Here is a 19365-nt window from a genome sequence, read left to right as displayed (position 1 = left end):
CGAACACCCTCGACTTCAGACGATTCCCGCCAGACGTAGCAAGGCCGTCAGTGCTGCCGCACCCACGACAACTACCACGAAAGGCGCACGGCGCCAGATCAATACACCGGCCACCGCTACGCCGAGAACCCGCGCCCACCCGGCAAAGCCCTCGCCCGAGTACACCGTTTGAGTTGCGGCCAACGAGACCAGTAGCGCAGTAGCACCCAACCCGAGCATTCGCACCGACCGTGGACTGAGATGTATCCGCTCACGCAACAACGGACCGGCGACGCGAAAACCGAACGTGCCCAAAGCAATCAGACCGATAATCCACCAACTCACCGGCCACGTCCCGCTGCGATCAGGCCCAGCAATCCGGCGATGACGCCGAGTCCGGCCGGCAGTACGGGCGTGGCTACCACCGCGACGGCTGCCCCCAGCAACGCAACACGGCGATCCACCCGAGTGCGCCACGCCCCTGCTGTGAGTGCGAGGAGTGCTGCGGGAAAGGCCGCGTCGATACCGAGCGCGTTGGGATCACCGAGAAAATTCCCTCCCACTGCACCTATCGCGGTGCCGACATTCCAGGCCAGGAACAGCGTTATCCCGGCCGCGAAGAACGTCTTTCGGGCGCGGGCAACGTCACCATGGGACGCAAGTTCTGCTGTGGTGAAGGCGGTGGCCTCATCGGTCATCAGGTGTGCGCCGAAAATACGTGAGGGCCAGCTGCCTCGCAGAACGTCGGCGAGCACCAGACCGTACGGCAGGTGGCGGGCATTGAGAAGTAGCCCACCGAAGACAACGGCGGCGGGGGCTGCCCCTGCAACCACCGCCGCCACTACCAGAAACTGAGCTCCGCCCGCGTACACGACAACGGAGAGAGCGAGAACCTGCGGCAGCGACACCCCCGCCGCGACCGCAACCGCTCCGAACGACGCACCGACCAATGCCATCGCCAACCCCAACGGAAGTAGAGCAGCTAGGGATTGACGATCAGGCACCGAGACAGATTACCGCCTCGGGAAAATCACCAGCCGCGCTCAGCGAGACGGTGACCAACCGGCAGCTCGTCGACGTTGATGCCGACCATGGCTTCGCCCAGTCCGCGGGAAACCTTGGCAAGCACGTCCGGGTCGTCGAAGAAGGTGGTGGCCTTGACGATTGCCTCGGCGCGCTGCTGCGGGTTACCCGACTTGAAGATTCCCGAGCCGACGAAAACGCCTTCGGCGCCGAGCTGCATCATCATCGCAGCGTCGGCGGGGGTGGCGATGCCACCGGCGGTGAACATGGTGACGGGGAGCTTTCCGGCCTTGGCAACCTCGACGACCAACTCGTACGGAGCCTGCAGTTCCTTTGCCGCAACGTACAGTTCGTCTTCGCTCATCGAGGTGAGACGACGGATCTCGCCGCGGATGGTCCGCATGTGAGTGGTGGCGTTGGAGACGTCGCCGGTGCCGGCCTCACCCTTGGAGCGGATCATGGCCGCGCCTTCGTTGATACGACGCAGTGCTTCACCCAAGTTGGTGGCGCCACAAACGAAGGGAGCGGTGAACTTCCACTTGTCGATGTGGTTGGCATAGTCGGCCGGGGTGAGAACCTCGGACTCGTCGATGTAGTCGACGCCGAGGCTCTGCAGGATCTGCGCTTCGACGAAGTGACCGATACGTGCCTTGGCCATGACCGGGATACTGACGGTGGCAATGATGCTGTCGATCATGTCGGGGTCACTCATGCGCGAGACGCCGCCCTGAGCACGGATGTCTGCGGGGACCCGCTCGAGTGCCATGACGGCAACGGCGCCGGCGTCTTCGGCGATCTTGGCCTGCTCAGCGGTGACCACGTCCATGATCACACCGCCCTTGAGCATTTCAGCCATGCCGCGCTTGACGCGCGCAGTGCCGACGGCAGTTACGGGGGCAGAACTGGGGGTGCTCACAGCAAACTCCTGCAGTAGTGGCGTGATGATCGAACGCCAAAACTCTAGAACGAACCGGACCTTAAATCCGTAGCCAATTTCGCTTTGCTGGCCTTAAATCGCCGGAGCGGTGAGATCAACGAATAGAACGTACGGCCGGGTCTTCGGTTCCGTCTGCAATAGTCGCAGCTTCTGCAAGCAGATTTGCCAGGTCAAGCGGGTAAACAGGTTCCCCGGATTTGGAAAGTTCCCGGATGTCATCGGCGCTGCACCAACGGAAGCCGGAAATTGCTCGCTGCTCCAACTCGGTGTGGCCCTTGAATACGGGTGTGAAACCGTGTGTGCGCGTGGTGAAGAAGAGTTCTTCGCTCCGGATCAGCTCCCCGTCGAACGGGAAGATCGCAACACGGCGCCACAGTGGACCCCGGAGGTCCTCCCCCGTCACAACCAATCCGGTTTCCTCGGCGATCTCACGAACTGCGGCCGCGCGGAGGTGCTCACCACGCTCCAATCCCCCGCCGACTGTGAACCAGAAATGCGAGTTCGGGATCTGCGGATCGTGTCCGCGAAGCAGCAGCACCCGATCCTGCTCGTCGAGCAGAACGACGCGCGCCGACGTTCGTGACGTGTCGACGGTAATTCCCTCAGGCACCGCAGCCGCCGTCGTCCGCTCGGAGATCTCGAAATACTGTGGCAGCGGTGCTGTTCCACCAAGGTGGAGCCAGCGGACGAGCCTGCGGGTTCGAAGCGCGAGAGTATCGCGGACGGCATCGTTGTGGAATCGACGTGCAATCAGTACCCGAGCCTCGGCGTCGGCCAACTCAGCAACAAGCTGGGGCCGCAGAGACGTAGTTCCATAGGCAGCCAGAGCGTTGGAGAGCTTGTTCTCGGCCAACTCTCGGTCAGGTCGATCAGCCCGCTCGGCGGCATCAGCCAAGGTCACGAACCTTCGGGCGTCATCAGCGCTCATGTCGACAGCTGCGGCACGAACCACGGCGGCACGCCGCGACAATGCCGCGTCGAGCGCCAGCCACGACTGGTCCGAGCGAACGTGCAGTCGGTCCAGCCGGTTAGCCGTCCCGTAGGCCCACAGCCCGATGACCAGAACAATGGAGGCAACGAGTCCGAGGACAAAAATTGTGAGTGCAGAGAAAGTCACGATCCCACCACACGCACGCCGCTGCCGCCCACTGTCACTGTCTCGTACACACGAAGAATCTGCTCCGCAACAACCGGCCAGTCATATTCGGCTACAACAGCGGTCGCCGTATTGACCAATGCCCGCCGCCGGTCCGGATCACCGAGAACCGAGTCGATCGCCTCAGCCAGGGCATCGGAATTCCCGATCGGAACCAACAACCCGGCTTGGCCGTCACGCAGTACCCGGCGGAATGCGTCGAGTTCGCTGGCTACTACGGCAGTACCGGCGGCCATTGCCTCGACCAACACAATTCCGAAGCTCTCCCCACCCAGGTTCGGTGCGCAGTACACATCGGCGCTACGTAGCGCCGACGCCTTCTCCTCGTCACTGACCTGGCCGAGGAGACGCAAATGCTTGAAGTACTTACCCGCATCCTTGCGGAGTTTTTCCTCGTCCCCGCGCCCCACCACAATGACTTCGAGGCCGGGATAGCGCTCGACCAGCGCCGGCAATGCGCCGAGCAGCACGTCCATCCCCTTGCGTGGTTCGTCGTAGCGACCCAGAAACAGGACCGTCCCACCCTCGCGCGGATAACCCGGTAGGAGTGCCGCGTCGGCAAACGCGGAAACGTCGACACCGTTCGGGATCTCCACCGCGTCGGATCCGAGAGATTCGACCTGCCACCGACGCGCCAACTCCGAGACTGCGATGCGTCCGCTGATCTTTTCCAGATACGGCGCCAGAACACCTTGAAAGGTACTCAGGGCCAATGATTTTGTCGTCGACGTGTGGAACGTGGCGACGATGGGCCCTTCGGCGATACGCAACGCCAGCATCGACAAGCTGGGTGCGTTCGGTTCATGAATGTGCAGGACGTCGAAGTCACCGTCGGCAATGAACTTACGCAGGCGCGCATTGGCTGTAGGACCGAAGGACAAACGAGCGACCGAACCGTTGTACGGAATCGCGACGGCCTTACCGGCGGAGACGACGAAGTCCGGCAGTTCGTCGTCGTCCGACGACGGCGCCAGGACGCTCACCTTGTGGCCACGTTCGATCAGAACCTCGGCCAGGTCCACCACGTGCGCCTGCACCCCACCGGGCACGTCGAACGAATACGGGCAGATCATGCCGATTTTCATTCACCCTCCATGCGGGCGAGCCGCGATTCGGAGAGGTCGGAACGCCAGAGCGGTTGCAGCATGTGCCAATCCGCCGGGTGGGCCGCAATATTGATCGCAAACTGGTCTGCGAGCGCCTGAGTAGCCGGGCCGACTCCGCCGGACACGTCGATGGGCGGATCGACCTTGAATCCCCAACCGTCGGGCGTGAACCAGCAGTGCACGGGAAGTAGATGGGCACCGGTGTCGATGGCCAATTTTGCCGGACCCGCCGGCATCCGGGTCGGTTCACCGAAGAAATTGACGGGCACACCGTGCTTCGCCAGGTCCCGCTCACCGAGCAGGCAGACGATCCGATTGTCCCGCAACCGCTTCGAGAGCTCCACAATCGGCGGCTGCTCGCCACCACTGAGCGGAAACACCTCGAAACCGAGACTCTCGCGGTAATCGACAAATCGTTGATACAGCGATTCCGGCTTCAAACGTTCTGCGACGGTAGAGAAACCGTTCCAGTGCTGGGCGCACCACACCCCCGCCATGTCCCAGTTTCCGCTGTGCGGCAAGGCCAGAATGGCGCCGTTGCCGGCGGCCATCGCGGCGTCAAGGTATTCCTGCCCCTCGATGAGCGAATCCAGTGCCTTACCCGTCTCCACCAAATCCATCGAGGGTAGACGGAAAGCCTCACGCCAATACCGTGCGTACGAGCGCATCGAGTCCTTGATCAACTGATCCGGGACATTCTCGGGAGTTGTGCCGAGCACGCGCGCCAAGTTACGACGCAACTGTTCCGGTCCACCCTTGCGGACCGCAAAATCAGCGCCGGCGTCAAAAAGCTTGACTGCCACCGACTCCGGAAGACTGCGAACCAGACGCCAACCGGCGGCGTAACCCAGATCAGTAGCGCGCTCGGCAACACTCACTTGTCGGACTCACCTTCAGTCTTGGGTGTCGGCGGTGTGATCGGCAGAAGCTCCCGAGCTCCCGGCGAATTTCGCACCGCGAGCACCCGTTGGAAAACTGTCACGATACTGCCCGCAGCGAGAACCCACATGGCGATGTGGATTGCCCAGGGCAATCCGAGTCCCGTGAGACCGGCACCCGCGAGCACGATGACCAGCCGGTCCGGACGCTCGATCCAGCCGCCGTCGGCGGTCAGTCCACTCGCTTCGGCGCGAGCCTTCGCGTAGGAAATGACCTGCGACGTGACGAGGCAGATGAGCGTCGCCACCAACAGCCATTTGTTGTTTTCGTGGTACACCGCCCACCACGCCAAGCCAGCGAAGATCGCGCCATCGGCAACTCGGTCACACGTGGCGTCGAGAACCGCGCCGTAACGCGTTCCGCCGCCACGCGCACGGGCCATCGCACCGTCCAACATGTCGAACATGACAAAGAACCAGATGAAGATAGTTCCCCAGAACAAGTGCCCGGACGGGAACAGCGTCACCGCACCGGCAACCGTCGCGACCGTTCCGATGATTGTCACGGCATCGGGAGTCAAACCGGTCTTGATCAGCGCTTGACCCATCGGTGCCGTTACCTTGGACACCGATGCGCGTCCGAAGATACTCAGCACCGAACAACCCCTTCTTGCGACAAATTGTCAGTCATTCCAGGCCCGCGCCAGTAGCCCTCGGGTGTCACGCAACAGCTGCGGCATGACCTTCACACCACTCAGAACGGTGATGAAGTTGGCGTCGCCGCCCCAGCGAGGAACCACATGCTGATGCAGATGCTCGGCCAGCGAGCCACCGGCCGCGGCACCGAGGTTGAGGCCGACGTTGAAACCATGCGGGTTGGACACCCGCTTGATCACACGCAGCGCCTGCTGGGTGAAGGCCATCAACTCGGCGCTTTCCTCCGGCGTCAAATCCTCGAGTGCTGCGACCTTGCGGTACGGAACCACCATCAGGTGGCCGGGGTTGTACGGGTACAGGTTCAGTACCGCATACACGTATTCGCCTCGCGCGACGATCAAACCCTCTTCGTCGGCCATCTTGGGAATCTCGATGAACGGCTCGTTGGGTACGCCCGGCGTCTTAGGCGCCTCCGCGATGTAAGACATGCGGTGCGGCGACCAAATGCGCTGCAGATGATCGGGATCGCCGACGCCGTGGTCGATCAACGAACCCGGGCCATCGTCATCCGGCGTTGTCATGGCGCCACACTTGGCTGCACCAGTTCGGCAGTCGGAGAAGCATTTTCGCGGCGCGCGATCCATTCGGTGATGATTCGAACTGCGTCGTCGACGGGGATGCCGTTGATCTGGGTGCCGTCGCGGAAACGGAAGCTGACAGCGCCGGCTTCCACGTCACGCTCGCCCGCGAGGAGCATGAACGGAACCTTCTGCGTGGTGTGGTTGCGGATCTTCTTCTGCATCCGGTCGTCGCTGAAATCGACCTCGGCGCGCACGCCGGCCGACTTGAGCTTCTTGGTGACGTCGAAAAGATGATCGGCGAAGGCCTCGGCCACCGGGATTCCGACAACCTGAACGGGAGCCAGCCATGCTGGGAAAGCACCGGCGTAATGCTCGGTCAGCACACCGAAGAACCGCTCGATCGAGCCGAACAGCGCACGGTGAATCATGACCGGACGGGTCTTGACGCCGTCATTGCCGGTGTATTCGAGGTCGAATCGCTCCGGCAAGTTGAAGTCGAGCTGAATGGTGGACATCTGCCAGGTGCGTCCGAGCGCGTCCTTGACCTGAACCGAGATCTTGGGGCCGTAGAACGCAGCTCCGCCCGGGTCCGGAACCAACGTCAAACCGGAAGCCTCGCCGACCTCGGCCAGTGTCGCGGTTGCTTCTTCCCAAACCTCGTCGCTGCCGACGAACTTGTCCGGGTTCTTGGTGGACAGCTCGAGGTAGAAGTCGTCGAGACCGTAGTCCTTGAGCAGTGCGAGAACGAACTGCAGTGTGGTGGTGAGCTCGTCGCGCATCTGCTCACGGGTGCAGTAGATGTGGGCGTCGTCCTGAGTCATGCCGCGCACGCGAGTCAGACCGTGAATGACACCGGACTTCTCGTAGCGGTACACGGAACCGAATTCGAAGAGCCGCAACGGCAATTCGCGGTACGAGCGGCCACGCGCACGGAAGATCAGGTTGTGCATCGGGCAGTTCATCGGCTTGAGGTAGTAATCCTGGCCCGGCTTGCGCACGGTGCCGTCCTCGTTCAATTCCTCGTCGACGTGCATCGCCGGGAACATTCCGTCCTTGTACCAGTCCAGGTGACCGGAAACCTCGTACAGGTGTCCCTTGGTGATGTGCGGGGTGTTGACGAACTCGTAGCCGGCCTCGATATGGCGGCTACGTGAGTAGTTCTCCATCTCGGTGCGGATGATGCCGCCCTTGGGGTGGAAGACCGGTAGGCCGGAACCCAACTCGTCAGGGAAGCTGAAGAGATCAAGCTCGGTACCGAGCTTGCGGTGGTCACGACGCTCGGCCTCGGCGAGGAGCTCGAGGTACTGATCCTGCGCCTCGGTGGACTCCCAGGCGGTGCCGTAGACACGCTGGAGATCAGCGTTGTCCTGGTTGCCGCGCCAGTAGGCAGCGGAACTGCGGGTCAGCTTGAAAGCCGGGATGTGCTTGGTGGTCGGGATGTGCGGACCACGGCACAGATCGGACCAGATGGTGTCACCGGTACGCGGATCGAGGTTGTCGTAAATGGTCAGCTCGTTGCCGCCCACCTCCATGACCTCGGGATCGTCGATGCCGGACTTGTCGTTGATGAGCTCGAGCTTGAACGGCTCGTTCGCCAGCTCGGCCTGCGCGTCCTCGATCGAGTCGACAACACGACGCGAGAATCGCTGCGATCCCTTGATGATCTGCTTCATCCGCTTTTCGAGCTTGGTCAGATCTTCCGGGGTGAACGGACGCTCGACTGCGAAGTCGTAGTAGAAGCCGTCGGTGATCGGCGGGCCGATGCCCAGCTTCGCATCGGGGAATTCCTTCTGCACTGCCTGTGCCAGAACGTGAGCAGCCGAGTGGCGGATAACGCTGCGGCCGTCCTCGGTGGACGCGGCAACCGGTTCGACCAGGGCATCGACGTCAGGAGTCCACGAAAGGTCCTTGAGCGTGCCTTCGCTGTCACGAACAACAACGATGACGTCCGGGCCCTTGGTGGGGAATCCTGCTTCACGTACCGCTGTCCCGGCGGTCGTCCCCGCGGGCACCCGAAGTGGGGCGGCTGAGTGCTCTGGCGCGGGACTGGTCACGGCGATGTGCTCCTAATGTATTTGCGGCAAGTAAGACGTGCGTATCGCTCGATGAGGACGCACGCACGATCATGTTATCGGCCCCGCCGTACCGGCGAGTCAACCGAGTGAAGTTAACAAGCGACTTTCACATCAGAGAGGTGACTCGAGCCACGAGTAGTCCAGACCGACCCACGTTCCGAGCAGGTGGAAGGTGCCGAGAACCCACAGAGTCGCCATCACGACCACGGTGGTGAACAAAACACCCAGACCCTTGACGATCAACGACTGCGTGCCGAACCACGTCATGAATCGGTCGTAGCGCGCTTTGGCGAAATGCAGGAGCCTGTGGGCCCAGGCGAACTCCGACGCGAGTATTCCGAGGCCGGCAAAGACTATGAGCCAGCCCGGCCCCGGGTACGGAATGGTGACGACGCCGACGGCGAGCACGATCAGGCCGATGACTCCCACGCCGATTCGGTACGGGAGGTTCAAACTGGGACGAGCTGCGATATGCGCTCGCCACCGATGCCAGCGAGACTCGGCTTCCCGGAACGGCGACAGATCGGAATCGTCGACGTGAGTGTCGACCTCTTCGGTACTCAACGTCCCTCACCTATTTCCGTCACGTATGTGTGTGTCAGCAACCAGGCTACCGAAACGTCCACCGCGGCTCGCAGTCGAAAGAACACCCGGAGACGACTGAAGGCGTCCCCGTAATCGGGAACGCCTTCAGTGTCTTCCTGTGGTCCCGGCTGGGATCGAACCAGCGACCTTCCCGGTGTGAACGGGACGCTCTTCCACTGAGCCACGGGACCTTTTGAAGCATCCGAACGCATGCGCTCGAACGAGTTGGAACATTAACACGACCCAGCGATGAATACGAATCACCGGGTTGTCATTCACTTCGGCGGCATTCCGGCTCAAATTCTCCGATTCAAGACTTCGACATTCGGGCTCTGCGGCACGTTCAGGACAGCATTTTGCTTCATTTCGTACTCAAAATTGCCTCTGAACTGGTGATTTGTATGTTTCGGATGCCGTCGGCTAATGTTTTCAACGCACCGAGGAGAGCAACCCGCTCCCCAAGCAACACGGTGCAATGCGGACGTGGCGCAGCTGGTAGCGCACAACCTTGCCAAGGTTGGGGTCGCGGGTTCGAATCCCGTCGTCCGCTCGAGAGGTGTGACTCAACCTTTTACGGTGGAGTGGCCGAGTGGTGAGGCAACGGCCTGCAAAGCCGTGCACACGGGTTCGATTCCCGTCTCCACCTCGCGCGATTAGCTCAGCGGGAGAGCGCTTCCCTGACACGGAAGAGGTCACTGGTTCAATCCCAGTATCGCGCACCACGTCAGGCCCTCGGGCCTGATGGTAAAAACCCGCTTGCGGGTCTGATAGGTTAGACAAGCACTGAGCGCCGGTAACGGAGTTCATTGCAAATGCGGACGTGGCGCAGCTGGTAGCGCACAACCTTGCCAAGGTTGGGGTCGCGGGTTCGAATCCCGTCGTCCGCTCCATTTTTCTCTCAAGATCCCGCGCGATTAGCTCAGCGGGAGAGCGCTTCCCTGACACGGAAGAGGTCACTGGTTCAATCCCAGTATCGCGCACCAAGGCAGTACAAAAGTCCGGAATCCCATTGGGGTTCCGGACTTTTGCGTTGCCTGTCAAGAATTGCGCAACGAGATTGAGGCGGGACCCCTCTCGGGATCCCGCCTCAACGTATCTGGATGTTCCGGTATCTCAGTGGGAGAAGCGGTTCGCAGCCGACGTCATCGCCCGGAGCGAGGATTCTGTCGCGGACTCACCGATGCCCATAGCCCAGCTGCGACGGCCGCTGCACTCGGTGAAGATGAATGTGGCCGTACGGTGGCCGATCTGGTGTTGATGGAACGACAGGATTTCCAGGGAGATTCCCGCGTCGTACAGCATCGACGTCATAGCCGAGATCGCGCCGGTTGCGGTGGCGGAGGCTTTGGCAATGCGCTCCCCCAGGCCGAGAGTCGCCTCGAACGTCCAACGGCCGGGTGCAATCTTCTCGGTTGACCACGCGCCGAGACGGATCGGGCCGTTCATTGCGGCGTACGTGGATTCGAATTCATTCCACGACATCGCGGAGCATTCGGAACGCAGGCCGGCCGGCAAGGATTTTCCGTGGCGCGCCGCAAATGGATCGGCAGCGAAGGCGGTCGAAGAATCAGAAGCGAAAGCAAAGTTGAAAGTCATGATCGTGGTCTTCCTGGAATGAAGCGGAGGACCAACTGGTAGCACAACGACCCGCAGCGGGGGGTCGGTCCGATTCAGACCCCGCTACGGCGGTGTACTACGAGAATGCGCTTCATGAGAGTCGAGGCTAGGCGGCCGGGCCACAGAACGCAACCCGGCCGCCTCCGTCGGCAAACTAGACCCGCGCCGCCTTGTGAGCTGAGATCAACTCGCGATACCACTCGAACGAGTCTTTCGGCGTCCGCTTCTGCGTCTCGAAATCAACGTGGACCAGGCCGAACCGCTCCTTGTAGCCGGCCGCCCATTCGAAGTTGTCGAGCATCGACCACACAAAGTAACCCTGCACGTCGACGCCGTCGTCCATGGCGGATCGCAGCGAACGCAGATGCGCGTCGTGGTAGTCGATGCGAGCGGGATCGTGGACCTCGCCGGCCTCATTCGGAGCGTCGTGGAACGAGCACCCGCTTTCGGTGATGTAGATCGGGGGCAGCGCGTCACCGAATCGGGACTTGAAGGTTCGCAGAATCTCACCGAGACCCTCGGGAATGATCGGCCAGCCGAAATCTGTTGTCGGATAACCGGTTATCGCAACCGGAGCGAACGGCAATCCCGGCGGCAGATCGATCTCGAGAACACCCGCGGTGCCCTCACCCTCGACCGGTGCCGCAATCATCGTGGGCTCGTAATAGTTGATCCCGTACCAGTCCAGTGGCGCGGCAATGATTTTCAGATCCTCGTCGATCGGCCCACTGAGAAGCTGAGCGAACTCGTCGGCCGGGTATTTTCCGACCAGCACCGGATCCGCGAACATCCAGTTGACGACGTGGTCGTAAATGTCGGCTGCCATGACGTCTTCGGGTGACTCCGACGCGGCACGCACCGGAGCGTGATTCGACGCGATGCCGATGTTGGAGCAACCGGCCGAACGCAGCGCGTTGACCGCGAGTCCGTGTCCGAGCAGTTGGTGGTGTGCAGCTTGGAACGCCTCGAATCCGAGTGCAAGGCCGGGAGCGTGAACGCCGAGTGCATGCCCGTACAGGGTGTGAACCACCGGTTCGTTGAGCGGCATCCACATTCCGACGCGATCCGCGAACTTCTCGCCCACGATCTGCGCGTACTCCCCCAACCGAAAAGCCGTGTCACGGTTCATCCAACCGCCCTGCTCTTGCAGCGCCGACGGCAGATCCCAGTGATAAAGCGTGACCGCGGGTGTAATTCCGGCGTCGCACAGTCGATCGATAATCCGGTCGTAGAAGTCGAGACCCTTGACGTTCACCTGACCCGTTCCGGTCGGAAGGATCCGCGACCAGGACAGGGACAGTCGATACGCGTCGAGGCCGAGTGTGGCCATCAGGTCTACATCGGATTCCCAGCGGTGATAGTGATCAGCGGCGACGACGCCGGTCTCACCACCGATAATCGCTCCGGGACGGTCACAGAAGTCGTCCCAAATCGAGCGTCCGCGACCGTCTTCGGCCACAGCTCCCTCGATTTGGTACGCCGCAGTGGCGGTCCCCCATACGAAAGCGGGCGGAAATTCTGGTACAGGTTGCAAACTCATGTGGGTCAGTTAATCAAAGAACGCTGCAAAACTCTCACCTTTGTTGGACACTCGACCAGTACGACGATCAAGTACCGTTCAGCCATCCCGACCGAACGAGACAGACGAGACAAAGGCCGCGCTTCATGACGGATCTTCCCCGCACCCTGACCAGGGCACGGATCGCCACATCAGTGGCGTTCGCACTCCAAGGATTTCTGCTCGCCACGATCTTGACGCAGCTTCCCAAATTTCGGGATCTTCTCGAACTCAGCGACAGCCTCGTCGTTGTCGCTGTCGTTATCGTGTCGGTCATCGCAGGCCTCGGCAGTGTCCTCGCCGAAGTGATCGCAGTACGGACATCGAGCAAGACGACACTGCGCGCGGGCCTCGCCGTCATCGCGATCTTCGGCGGAGCTATCGGAATTGCCCCGAACCAGATTGCCTTCTTCGTCTTCCTCGCGATCTACGGCATCGGACTCGGTATGGTCGATGCTGCCGCGAACATGCAAGCCGTCTCGATCCAACACGCCAAGGGACGCTTCATTCTGAGCTCGTTCCACGCCTCGTGGAGTGTCGGCGCCATTGTCGGAGCCCTGTTCGTCTCTGCCGCATCAGAACTCGATCTTTCGGTACGAACAATCCAGTTGTGCGCGGGAATCCTTGTCGGACTTCTACTTCTGGCCTTCGGCCCGCAGTTCCTCAATCGTTCCGAAACCAAGTCCGTCGACGCCGGCACATCCGGCAAGATCGACCTCACGGTTCCGATGCGAGTCTTCATCCTTCTCGGCGTCGCGATGGCCCTCTTCTATGCCGTCGACTTCAGCGTGGGCAACTGGTCCACCATGTTCCTCGAAGACGACCTGCTGGCAGACACCAGCACTGCTGCACTCTCGGTCGCGGCGTACCAGATTGCCGCACTCGTCGCCCGATTGACGGGCGACTACTGGGTGAGCAAATTCGGGGAAATCACCGTCGTTCGAATCGGTTCGCTGATCGGTGTCGCCGGCATGGCCGTTGTCGTGACTTCGCAGTCCCCCGTCGTTGCCATCATCGGCTTCACGATCGTCGGTATCGGTGTCCCGGTCATCGCCCCGATCTGCTTCAGCGCCGCCGGACGTATGGCTGCGCCCGGTCAGGTCGACGCCGTCATCGCACGCATCAACCTCTTCAACTATGTCGGAACGGTAGTCGGCGGCGGAATTGTCGGAGCCGTGGCCGCAGTCAGCGACTTGCGGGTCGGATTCCTGATTCCGCTGGTCTTCTGCGGAATTCTGATCGCCTTGGCCCCCGTCTTCGCCGTGAAGCAATTGACAGCCGAGGTACCCGAGAAAGCCTGACAGTCGTGTGCGGTGCGGCAAGTGATGTACTTGTCGCACCAATGCACGTGCACGAAGGGCAGAATTTACGTGACGATCACCGTTGACCGAGCTGGAATCTGGGACTCCGAAGCCATCGCCGATGTGGCGGCGGTGACATTCCCCCTCGCCTGTCCACCAGACGCTTCCGACGATGACATCAGTGCATTCATCGACAACGTTCTGTCCGTCGACAAGTTCTCCGAATACCTGACGGACCCGACGCGCACTGTCCTCAAGGTCATCTCCGGCGACGCCATCGTCGGATACGCGATGCTGATCGACGATGAGCCCACCGATCCAGATGTGCAGGCCGCGCTGACCCTGCGACCGACCACCGAACTGAGCAAGCTGTACGTTCTGCCCGGAAATCACGGAAGCGGTGCTGCCGCAGCGCTTATGGACGCGGCTATTTCACACGCACAGAAGTGTGGCAGCGCGGGAATCTGGCTCGGAGTGAACCAGGAGAACGTGCGCGCGCAGAAGTTCTACACAAAAAGGGGTTCACGCAGGTCGGTACCAAGACGTTTGTCGTCGGCGCCCAACTCCATCACGATTTCGTGATGGAGCGAGCGGTCTAACTAGTTGGCTGCAACCTCGAAGCGCGACAGAGCGAGCAGACGCGACGTCGCACGGAGGTACTTCTTCTTGTAACCGCCGGCCAGCATCTCCGGGGTGAAGATTTCGTCGAGACGTGCACCGGAAACGGTGACCGGGATGCTCGCGTCGTAGAGGCGGTCGGCAAGAACCACGAAACGCAGAGCCACCGACTGGTCTGTTGCGGGGTGAACGCCGTCGATGAAGACAGCGCGAACGCCCTCGACCAGCTTGTTGTACCGCGACGGATGCAACGTGCTGAGGTGCTTGCACAGCTCGTCGAAGTTATCGAGTGTTGCGCCGTCGATGGACGCCGCACGCGTCACCAGCTCATCCGAGGAAATCGGATCGGGGGCCGGCGGCAGGTCGCGGTGACGGTAGTCGGGACCGTCGACACGAATGGTCTCGAAGATCGATCCGAGCTTCTTGATCTCGCGCAAGAAGTCCTGCGCTGCGAAACGGCCCTCACCCAACTGGCCCGGCAACGTGTTGGATGTCGCGATGATCGACACGCCGCGTGCCGAAAGCTCCGAGAGCAACCGCGAGACGAGCATGGTGTCGCCCGGATCGTCGAGCTCGAATTCGTCGATGCACAGAACGCTGTGCTCGGAGAACGCCTCGACGGCCTTGTTGAAGCCGAGCGCGCCCACAACATGGGTCAACTCGACGAAGGTGCCGAAGGCTTTGGGCGAAGGAACACTGTGGAAAATCGACGCCAGAAGGTGCGTCTTACCGACACCGAAACCGCCGTCGAGGTACAGACCAGCACCGGTCGACGGAGTCTTCTTGCCGAACAATCCGCGACGTCCACCGCCACGAATCTTGGCTACGCGCTTGGAGAATTCCTCGGCCTTGGCGACAGCAGCCGACTGGCTCGGTTCCTTGGGATCAGGAATGTAGGAAGCGAAACTCACCTCGTCGAACATTGCGGGTGGGACCATTTGAGCTACCAATTGATCGGCGGGTACCACCGGGCTGCGATCGACAAGACGTTCATGCATCCCTCAAGCGTATCTACGTGGTGTGATCTCTCCTATGCACCGTACGCATATTGCGACCTACTTCACACCGGAGGATCCGGACGGCCTCCGTGCGCTCTACGCCTACCCGGAAAATCTCACGCACCCCTGGCTGCGCGTGAATTTTGTATCGAGCATCGACGGGGCCGTCTCCGTCAGCGGCGTGAGCGGTGGCCTGGGCACCCCGGCTGACAAGACTGTGTTCGGAATTTTGCGGGAACTCTGCGACGTCGTGGTTGTCGGAGCCGGTACTGCTCGCTCCGAAAATTACGGCGGAGCTGTGATGAGCGACGACGCTCAGGAACGCCGCGTCGACGCGGGCCTGGCACCCGTGCCGCCAATTCTGATCGTCTCGGCACGTGCATCGGTCGACCCGGACAGTCGATTGTTCCGAGACACCACGGTTCCTCCGATCCTCCTCGTCGGCCGCGACGCAGACCCCGTCGCCGTCGCGAACCTTCGCGCAGCCGGTGCCGACATTCACCGGAGCGACAATCCCGCGGTGCGGAGCATCGATATCGAGAAGGCAGTCTCCCAGTTGAATCTGCCTCGAATCCTTTGTGAGGGTGGACCTTCCCTGTTCGGCCAACTGATCGCAGACGACGCGGTCGACGAACTGTGCATCACCACCTCACCGCAACTCGTCGGCGGCGCGGCCGGACGAATTGCAACCTCCCCCCACGCCCTACCCACCCCGATGACACCCGCACACATCCTCACCGACGCCGACGGCACGATTCTCTCGCGGTGGGTTCGTCGCCGCCCGCGGCACTGAACCTGGCACTCTGGTCGGCATGCGCAGAGCGGCTTTGATTGCAGTAGTCCTGGCGACGTGTTGTGCCTGCGGAGCGGGCCCCTCACTTCGCCCTGTCGTAGCGGTCGAAGGTCACACCGGTGGAACCCCGGCCACAACCGACGCGTCGGGCACCGTGAGTCCGCCTGTCCCCGAACCTGCTGTCCCGAGCAACGACCTCCCCTGGCGCGACTGCAGCGGAACATCGCTGAGCGATCGGGCGTTGACCGCTGCAACCGCCGGCGTCATCCTCGAATGCGCCGAGTTCAGCGCGCCCATCGATGTCAGCGGCCAGATCGACGGAACATTCACGGCCGCCGCCACCCGCGCCCGAACGTCCTCGACGCCGGCTGACGCCTATCCCGTCGTATTTACATCCGGAACCGATCGCTCGTCCGGAAGCACCCTGGCGATGCTGGGATCGTCCGGTCTGACAGCCGTACTTGCCGCCCACCCGGTCGTCGCACTCGATCGCCGCGGAATCGACCGCTCGACGCCCATCGAATGCATGGAACCGGACATCCGCCGCGGGCTCGCCGACCTCGGTCAATTCGAACCGAGCACTTCGGGCGATGCCGCCGACGCCGTCTCCGAACTCGGCCACGACGCCACCATTGCGTGCACCGACTACCTGGAACCGCAGGAACTGAAGTTCGGCGCCGACGCGGCCGCCCAAGACATCGAGGCACTGCGCTCGCGCTGGGGCGTCGACACGATTGCACTCTGGGCCGCCGGTTCCGGATCCGACATTGCGTTGAGCTACGCCGCAGCCCATCCCGACAACCTTGCCCGGCTGATACTCGACTCACCGGCCCCGGTTGCCACTGACGCGGCTACCGAGGCCGAAAGCCACGTCCGAGGACAGGAAGCCGCTCTCACAGCGTTCGCCACGCGTTGCGCCGCACTCTCGTGCTCCCTCGGGCCCGATCCACACGCCGCCGTCGTCACACTGATGGAACGAGCCCGGAAGGGAGAGTTCCGCCCGTTGTCGGCGTCGTCGCTCGCGAACGCCATCTCCGCGAGCCTCGGGATCTCCGGACAGAACCGGCAGCTCGACACCACGGCCCTCGCCGACGCCCTGAGCGCGCTCGGTACCGGGAATCCGGTGCCGATGCGTGAACGCGCCGCCGCGGCCGAGAAGGATCTGGGCAGCGACGGTCAGTTTGTCGGACGCTGCACCGACGGTGGGCAGTGGCCGGGCGTCGGACGTGCACGCGAATTGCAGCAGACGTGGGGCGGCGCCTATCCGGTGTTCGGGAACGAAGCCGCCCTTGGGCTGTTGGCGTGCGCCAGCTGGCCGACCACCACCCCGACTCCCCTACCGACCACTCTGAAACCGACGGTCCTCGTGTTGAGCGGCCAGGCAGATCCCGCCGTCGGCAACAGCGGACTGGCCAGCGTCACCGGAGTGGTCACCAATGCGGGAACCCGGTTCGCCACCCTCGACTGGCAAGGCGCCGGTCACCCCGCGATGCAATCCAACTGCGCACAGAAGGCCGCCGTGTCCTACCTCGACAATCAAGCCTTGCCGTCCAACGGAAGTGTCTGCCCCGCCTGACACGTTGCGACGCTCCCCACTTCGCAAATTAGGGTGCATCCCCTATTACGGTCACCCTTCGGTGTACCGTTCCGAAGTGTTCCTTAGACAGCTCGAGCCTCGTACAGGGCGGACAACCCAACAAGTCGTCAACTACGTTTTGTGGCCGATCGCCGTGATGACCGTGATCAATCGCGTCGTCGTCAAAGCCGTCAACGGGGCGATCACCGATGACTTCCGGCCGGTTTACAACGCAGCTCTGGCGTTCTGGAACGGCCGACCGGTGTACACCGCCGACTTCAATTCGGTAGATCCGCATTACCTCTACCCACCATCCGGTTCGCTGTTGATGGCACCACTCTCCATCCTGGATCCGGAACGGTCCCGCTGGCTTTTCATCGGTGTCAACGCAGTTGCCGTCCTGGTCGCGTTGTATCTACTGCTGCGCCTGTTCGATCTGAAGATCAGCTCCATCGCCGCACCGATCGTCGTTCTGGCTGCGTTCACGTCGGAGACGGTCACCAACACTCTGATCTTCACCAATATCAACGGCATCGTGCTACTCAGCGAAATGGCATTCCTGCTGTTCCTGATGCGCCGAAAAGACCTGTGGGCAGGCGCCGCAATCGGTATCACCCTCGCCATCAAGCCCACACTGGCCCCACTTCTGTTGCTGCCGTTGGTCCGTGGGCAGTGGAAGGTATTTGTCACCGCACTCGGAATCCCGTTCATCCTCACCGTCGTCGCAGTACCGCTTTCTGCCGATCCGATGGCGTTTGTCGAACGCACCGTCCCGTATCTGCTGGAATCTCGCGACTACTTCAACAGTTCGATCGTGGGGAACGGCGCCTACTTCGGCCTGCCCGAGTGGCTGATCCTGTCGCTCCGAGCGATGTTCGCCGTCATGGTCCTCGTATCGCTGTGGCTGCTGTACCGCTACTACCGCAACGACGAACTGTTCTTCCTCACCACCACAACCGGCTTGATCATGACGGCGTCGTTCCTGCTGCCGTCACTGGGCCAGATGTACTACTCGATGATGCTGTTCCCGCTCCTCATGTCGGTGATGCTCAAGAACTCGGTGATGCGAAACTGGCCGGCCTGGCTTGCCGTCTACGGTTGCATGACCTTCGACGACTGGTGGTCACTGCGATGGCCCGCCTTCGGCCGAGCAGCCGAGTACATGAAGAGCACTCTCGGCTGGAGTTTGCTCCTGATCGTGATCTTCTGCGTCTTGGGCTACCGGTACCTCGTTGCACGACGGGAAGGCCGACTGGACCGCGGAATCGACCCCGCCTATCTACTGGATCCACCACTCGAAGCGCCTTCACCTGCGCGCGAAGCCGAACCTGCAGTGAAGGATTAGCGTAGAGATATGAGTTCTCCAGACAGCGTCCCCGAAGTCACCCTCACCGAGAGCGAGTGGCGAGAGAAACTGACCCCGGCCGAGTACGCGGTCCTGCGTCAAGCGGGTACCGAGCGACCCAATGTCGGTGAGTACACCAACACCACTACTGAAGGTGTGTACTCCTGTCGGGCTTGCGGCGCCGAACTGTTCCGCAGCACCGAGAAGTTCGAATCGCACTGCGGTTGGCCGTCATTCTTCGATCCGGCCAACTCCGACGCCGTGATCCTCAAAGAAGATGTGAGCCTGGGCATGCGCCGCGTCGAGGTTGTGTGCAAAAAATGCCACAGCCACCTCGGCCACGTCTTCGAAGGCGAGGGGTACCCCACCCCGACAGATCAGCGGTACTGCATCAACTCGATTTCCCTGGTTTTGCATCCCGCGCAGTAACCGATCATGAGTTGATTGTGAAGAATTCTGTTCGCTGAGCGAGCTGAATCCTTCACAATCAGCGGTCCTAGCCGGGTAATTTTGTCCACAACTCGATGCGATGTGCGGGATCCCGTCGAAATAGCGAACTAATGTGCACTCAGGCACGGCTCA

General features: G+C 61.7%; 18 protein-coding genes, 6 tRNA genes and 1 pseudogene. 11 read left to right on the top strand and 14 right to left on the bottom strand.

All coding sequences use genetic code 11. The features are described 5' to 3' along the window. Positions 1–15: 15 nt before the first annotated feature. From BDB13_RS16735 to BDB13_RS16685, 11 genes are all read right to left on the bottom strand, one after another. Positions 16–324, bottom strand: a complete 309-nt coding sequence (locus tag BDB13_RS16735) for an AzlD domain-containing protein (RefSeq protein ID WP_094272623.1) — start codon at positions 322–324, stop codon at positions 16–18. Then, positions 321–983 (bottom strand): AzlC family ABC transporter permease, encoded by a 663-nt coding sequence (locus tag BDB13_RS16730; protein WP_254922836.1) that lies wholly within the window; start codon positions 981–983, stop codon positions 321–323. Before BDB13_RS16730 ends, BDB13_RS16735 begins: the two co-directional genes overlap by 4 nt. Before the next feature lie 26 nt (positions 984–1009). Then, the gene (gene pdxS, locus BDB13_RS16725; protein WP_094272621.1) at positions 1010–1918 is read right to left on the bottom strand and encodes a pyridoxal 5'-phosphate synthase lyase subunit PdxS; all 909 of its coding nucleotides are present in this window, start codon (positions 1916–1918) and stop codon (positions 1010–1012) included. Positions 1919–2033: 115 nt separating this feature from the next. Continuing rightward, entirely contained in the window at positions 2034–3056 is a 1023-nt protein-coding gene (locus BDB13_RS16720; protein ID WP_094272620.1) for an NUDIX hydrolase, read from the bottom strand. Continuing rightward, complete coding sequence (locus tag BDB13_RS16715) at positions 3053–4180, bottom strand: glycosyltransferase family 4 protein (RefSeq protein ID WP_094272619.1); 1128 nt, start codon at positions 4178–4180, stop codon at positions 3053–3055. The genes BDB13_RS16720 and BDB13_RS16715 overlap by 4 nt, the downstream gene beginning before the upstream one ends. Then, the gene (locus BDB13_RS16710) at positions 4177–5079 is read right to left on the bottom strand and encodes a phosphatidylinositol mannoside acyltransferase (RefSeq protein WP_094272618.1); all 903 of its coding nucleotides are present in this window, start codon (positions 5077–5079) and stop codon (positions 4177–4179) included. Before BDB13_RS16710 ends, BDB13_RS16715 begins: the two co-directional genes overlap by 4 nt. Beyond that, positions 5076–5735, bottom strand: a complete 660-nt coding sequence (pgsA, locus tag BDB13_RS16705; protein ID WP_094272617.1) for a phosphatidylinositol phosphate synthase — start codon at positions 5733–5735, stop codon at positions 5076–5078. Before pgsA ends, BDB13_RS16710 begins: the two co-directional genes overlap by 4 nt. Before the next feature lie 27 nt (positions 5736–5762). Next, a complete protein-coding gene (locus BDB13_RS16700) occupies positions 5763–6317 on the bottom strand; it encodes an HIT family protein (protein WP_094272616.1) in 555 nt (184 codons plus the stop codon). Next, a complete protein-coding gene (gene thrS / locus BDB13_RS16695) occupies positions 6314–8371 on the bottom strand; it encodes a threonine--tRNA ligase (protein WP_094272615.1) in 2058 nt (685 codons plus the stop codon). Before thrS ends, BDB13_RS16700 begins: the two co-directional genes overlap by 4 nt. A gap of 132 nt (positions 8372–8503) precedes the next feature. Next, positions 8504–8914: a TIGR02611 family protein gene (locus tag BDB13_RS16690; RefSeq protein WP_254923031.1), complete on the bottom strand. Its 411-nt coding sequence runs from the start codon at positions 8912–8914 to the stop codon at positions 8504–8506. A 182-nt stretch (positions 8915–9096) separates the two neighbouring features. Next, positions 9097–9168 (bottom strand) — tRNA-Val (locus BDB13_RS16685). A gap of 286 nt (positions 9169–9454) precedes the next feature. Between BDB13_RS16685 and BDB13_RS16680 the strand changes: the two genes are divergently transcribed. From BDB13_RS16680 to BDB13_RS16660, 5 genes are all read left to right on the top strand, one after another. Continuing rightward, positions 9455–9527 (top strand) — tRNA-Gly (locus tag BDB13_RS16680). Between the two features lie 25 nt (positions 9528–9552). Next, positions 9553–9623, top strand: a tRNA-Cys gene (locus BDB13_RS16675). A 1-nt stretch (position 9624) separates the two neighbouring features. Continuing rightward, positions 9625–9699: transfer RNA gene (locus BDB13_RS16670), tRNA-Val, on the top strand. A gap of 92 nt (positions 9700–9791) precedes the next feature. Further along, positions 9792–9867 (top strand) — tRNA-Gly (locus BDB13_RS16665). A gap of 18 nt (positions 9868–9885) precedes the next feature. Beyond that, positions 9886–9960, top strand: a tRNA-Val gene (locus tag BDB13_RS16660). Positions 9961–10090: 130 nt separating this feature from the next. Here BDB13_RS16660 and BDB13_RS16655 read toward each other — a convergent pair. Both BDB13_RS16655 and BDB13_RS16650 read right to left on the bottom strand, forming a co-directional pair. Further along, positions 10091–10573, bottom strand: coding sequence for an alpha-isopropylmalate synthase regulatory domain-containing protein (locus tag BDB13_RS16655; protein WP_094272613.1), 483 nt, complete (start codon positions 10571–10573; stop codon positions 10091–10093). A 175-nt stretch (positions 10574–10748) separates the two neighbouring features. Beyond that, positions 10749–12134 (bottom strand): GH1 family beta-glucosidase, encoded by a 1386-nt coding sequence (locus BDB13_RS16650; RefSeq protein ID WP_094272612.1) that lies wholly within the window; start codon positions 12132–12134, stop codon positions 10749–10751. A gap of 125 nt (positions 12135–12259) precedes the next feature. Here BDB13_RS16650 and BDB13_RS16645 point away from each other — a divergent pair, with 125 nt between their 5' ends. Further along, on the top strand, positions 12260–13453 hold the full coding sequence (locus BDB13_RS16645) for an MFS transporter (protein WP_094272611.1): 1194 nt from the start codon (positions 12260–12262) through the stop codon (positions 13451–13453). 69 nt (positions 13454–13522) lie between these two features. Then, positions 13523–14052: pseudogene (locus BDB13_RS16640) on the top strand (GNAT family N-acetyltransferase). On the opposite strand, the gene zapE reads toward BDB13_RS16640, so the two are convergent. After that, positions 14053–15069, bottom strand: coding sequence for a cell division protein ZapE (gene zapE / locus BDB13_RS16635; protein WP_094272610.1), 1017 nt, complete (start codon positions 15067–15069; stop codon positions 14053–14055). Between the two features lie 34 nt (positions 15070–15103). On the opposite strand from zapE, the gene BDB13_RS16630 reads away from it, so the two are divergent. From BDB13_RS16630 to msrB, 4 genes are all read left to right on the top strand, one after another. Further along, a complete protein-coding gene (locus tag BDB13_RS16630) occupies positions 15104–15862 on the top strand; it encodes a pyrimidine reductase family protein (RefSeq protein ID WP_094272609.1) in 759 nt (252 codons plus the stop codon). A 19-nt stretch (positions 15863–15881) separates the two neighbouring features. Next, a complete protein-coding gene (locus BDB13_RS16625; RefSeq protein WP_094272608.1) occupies positions 15882–17438 on the top strand; it encodes an alpha/beta hydrolase in 1557 nt (518 codons plus the stop codon). A gap of 61 nt (positions 17439–17499) precedes the next feature. Then, positions 17500–18783 carry a glycosyltransferase family 87 protein gene (locus tag BDB13_RS16620; protein ID WP_094272607.1) on the top strand — a complete coding sequence of 428 codons (1284 nt, stop codon included), beginning with the start codon at positions 17500–17502 and terminating at the stop codon, positions 18781–18783. Positions 18784–18792: 9 nt separating this feature from the next. Then, the gene (msrB, locus tag BDB13_RS16615; RefSeq protein WP_094272606.1) at positions 18793–19212 is read left to right on the top strand and encodes a peptide-methionine (R)-S-oxide reductase MsrB; all 420 of its coding nucleotides are present in this window, start codon (positions 18793–18795) and stop codon (positions 19210–19212) included. Positions 19213–19365 lie beyond the last annotated feature (153 nt).

It is taken from the genome of Rhodococcus sp. OK302 (genome assembly GCF_002245895.1).
Classification (GTDB): Bacteria; Actinomycetota; Actinomycetes; order Mycobacteriales; family Mycobacteriaceae; genus Rhodococcus_F.
The sequence above is the reverse complement of the archived record's forward strand: the minus strand, read 5'-3'. Positions and strand labels throughout refer to the sequence as shown.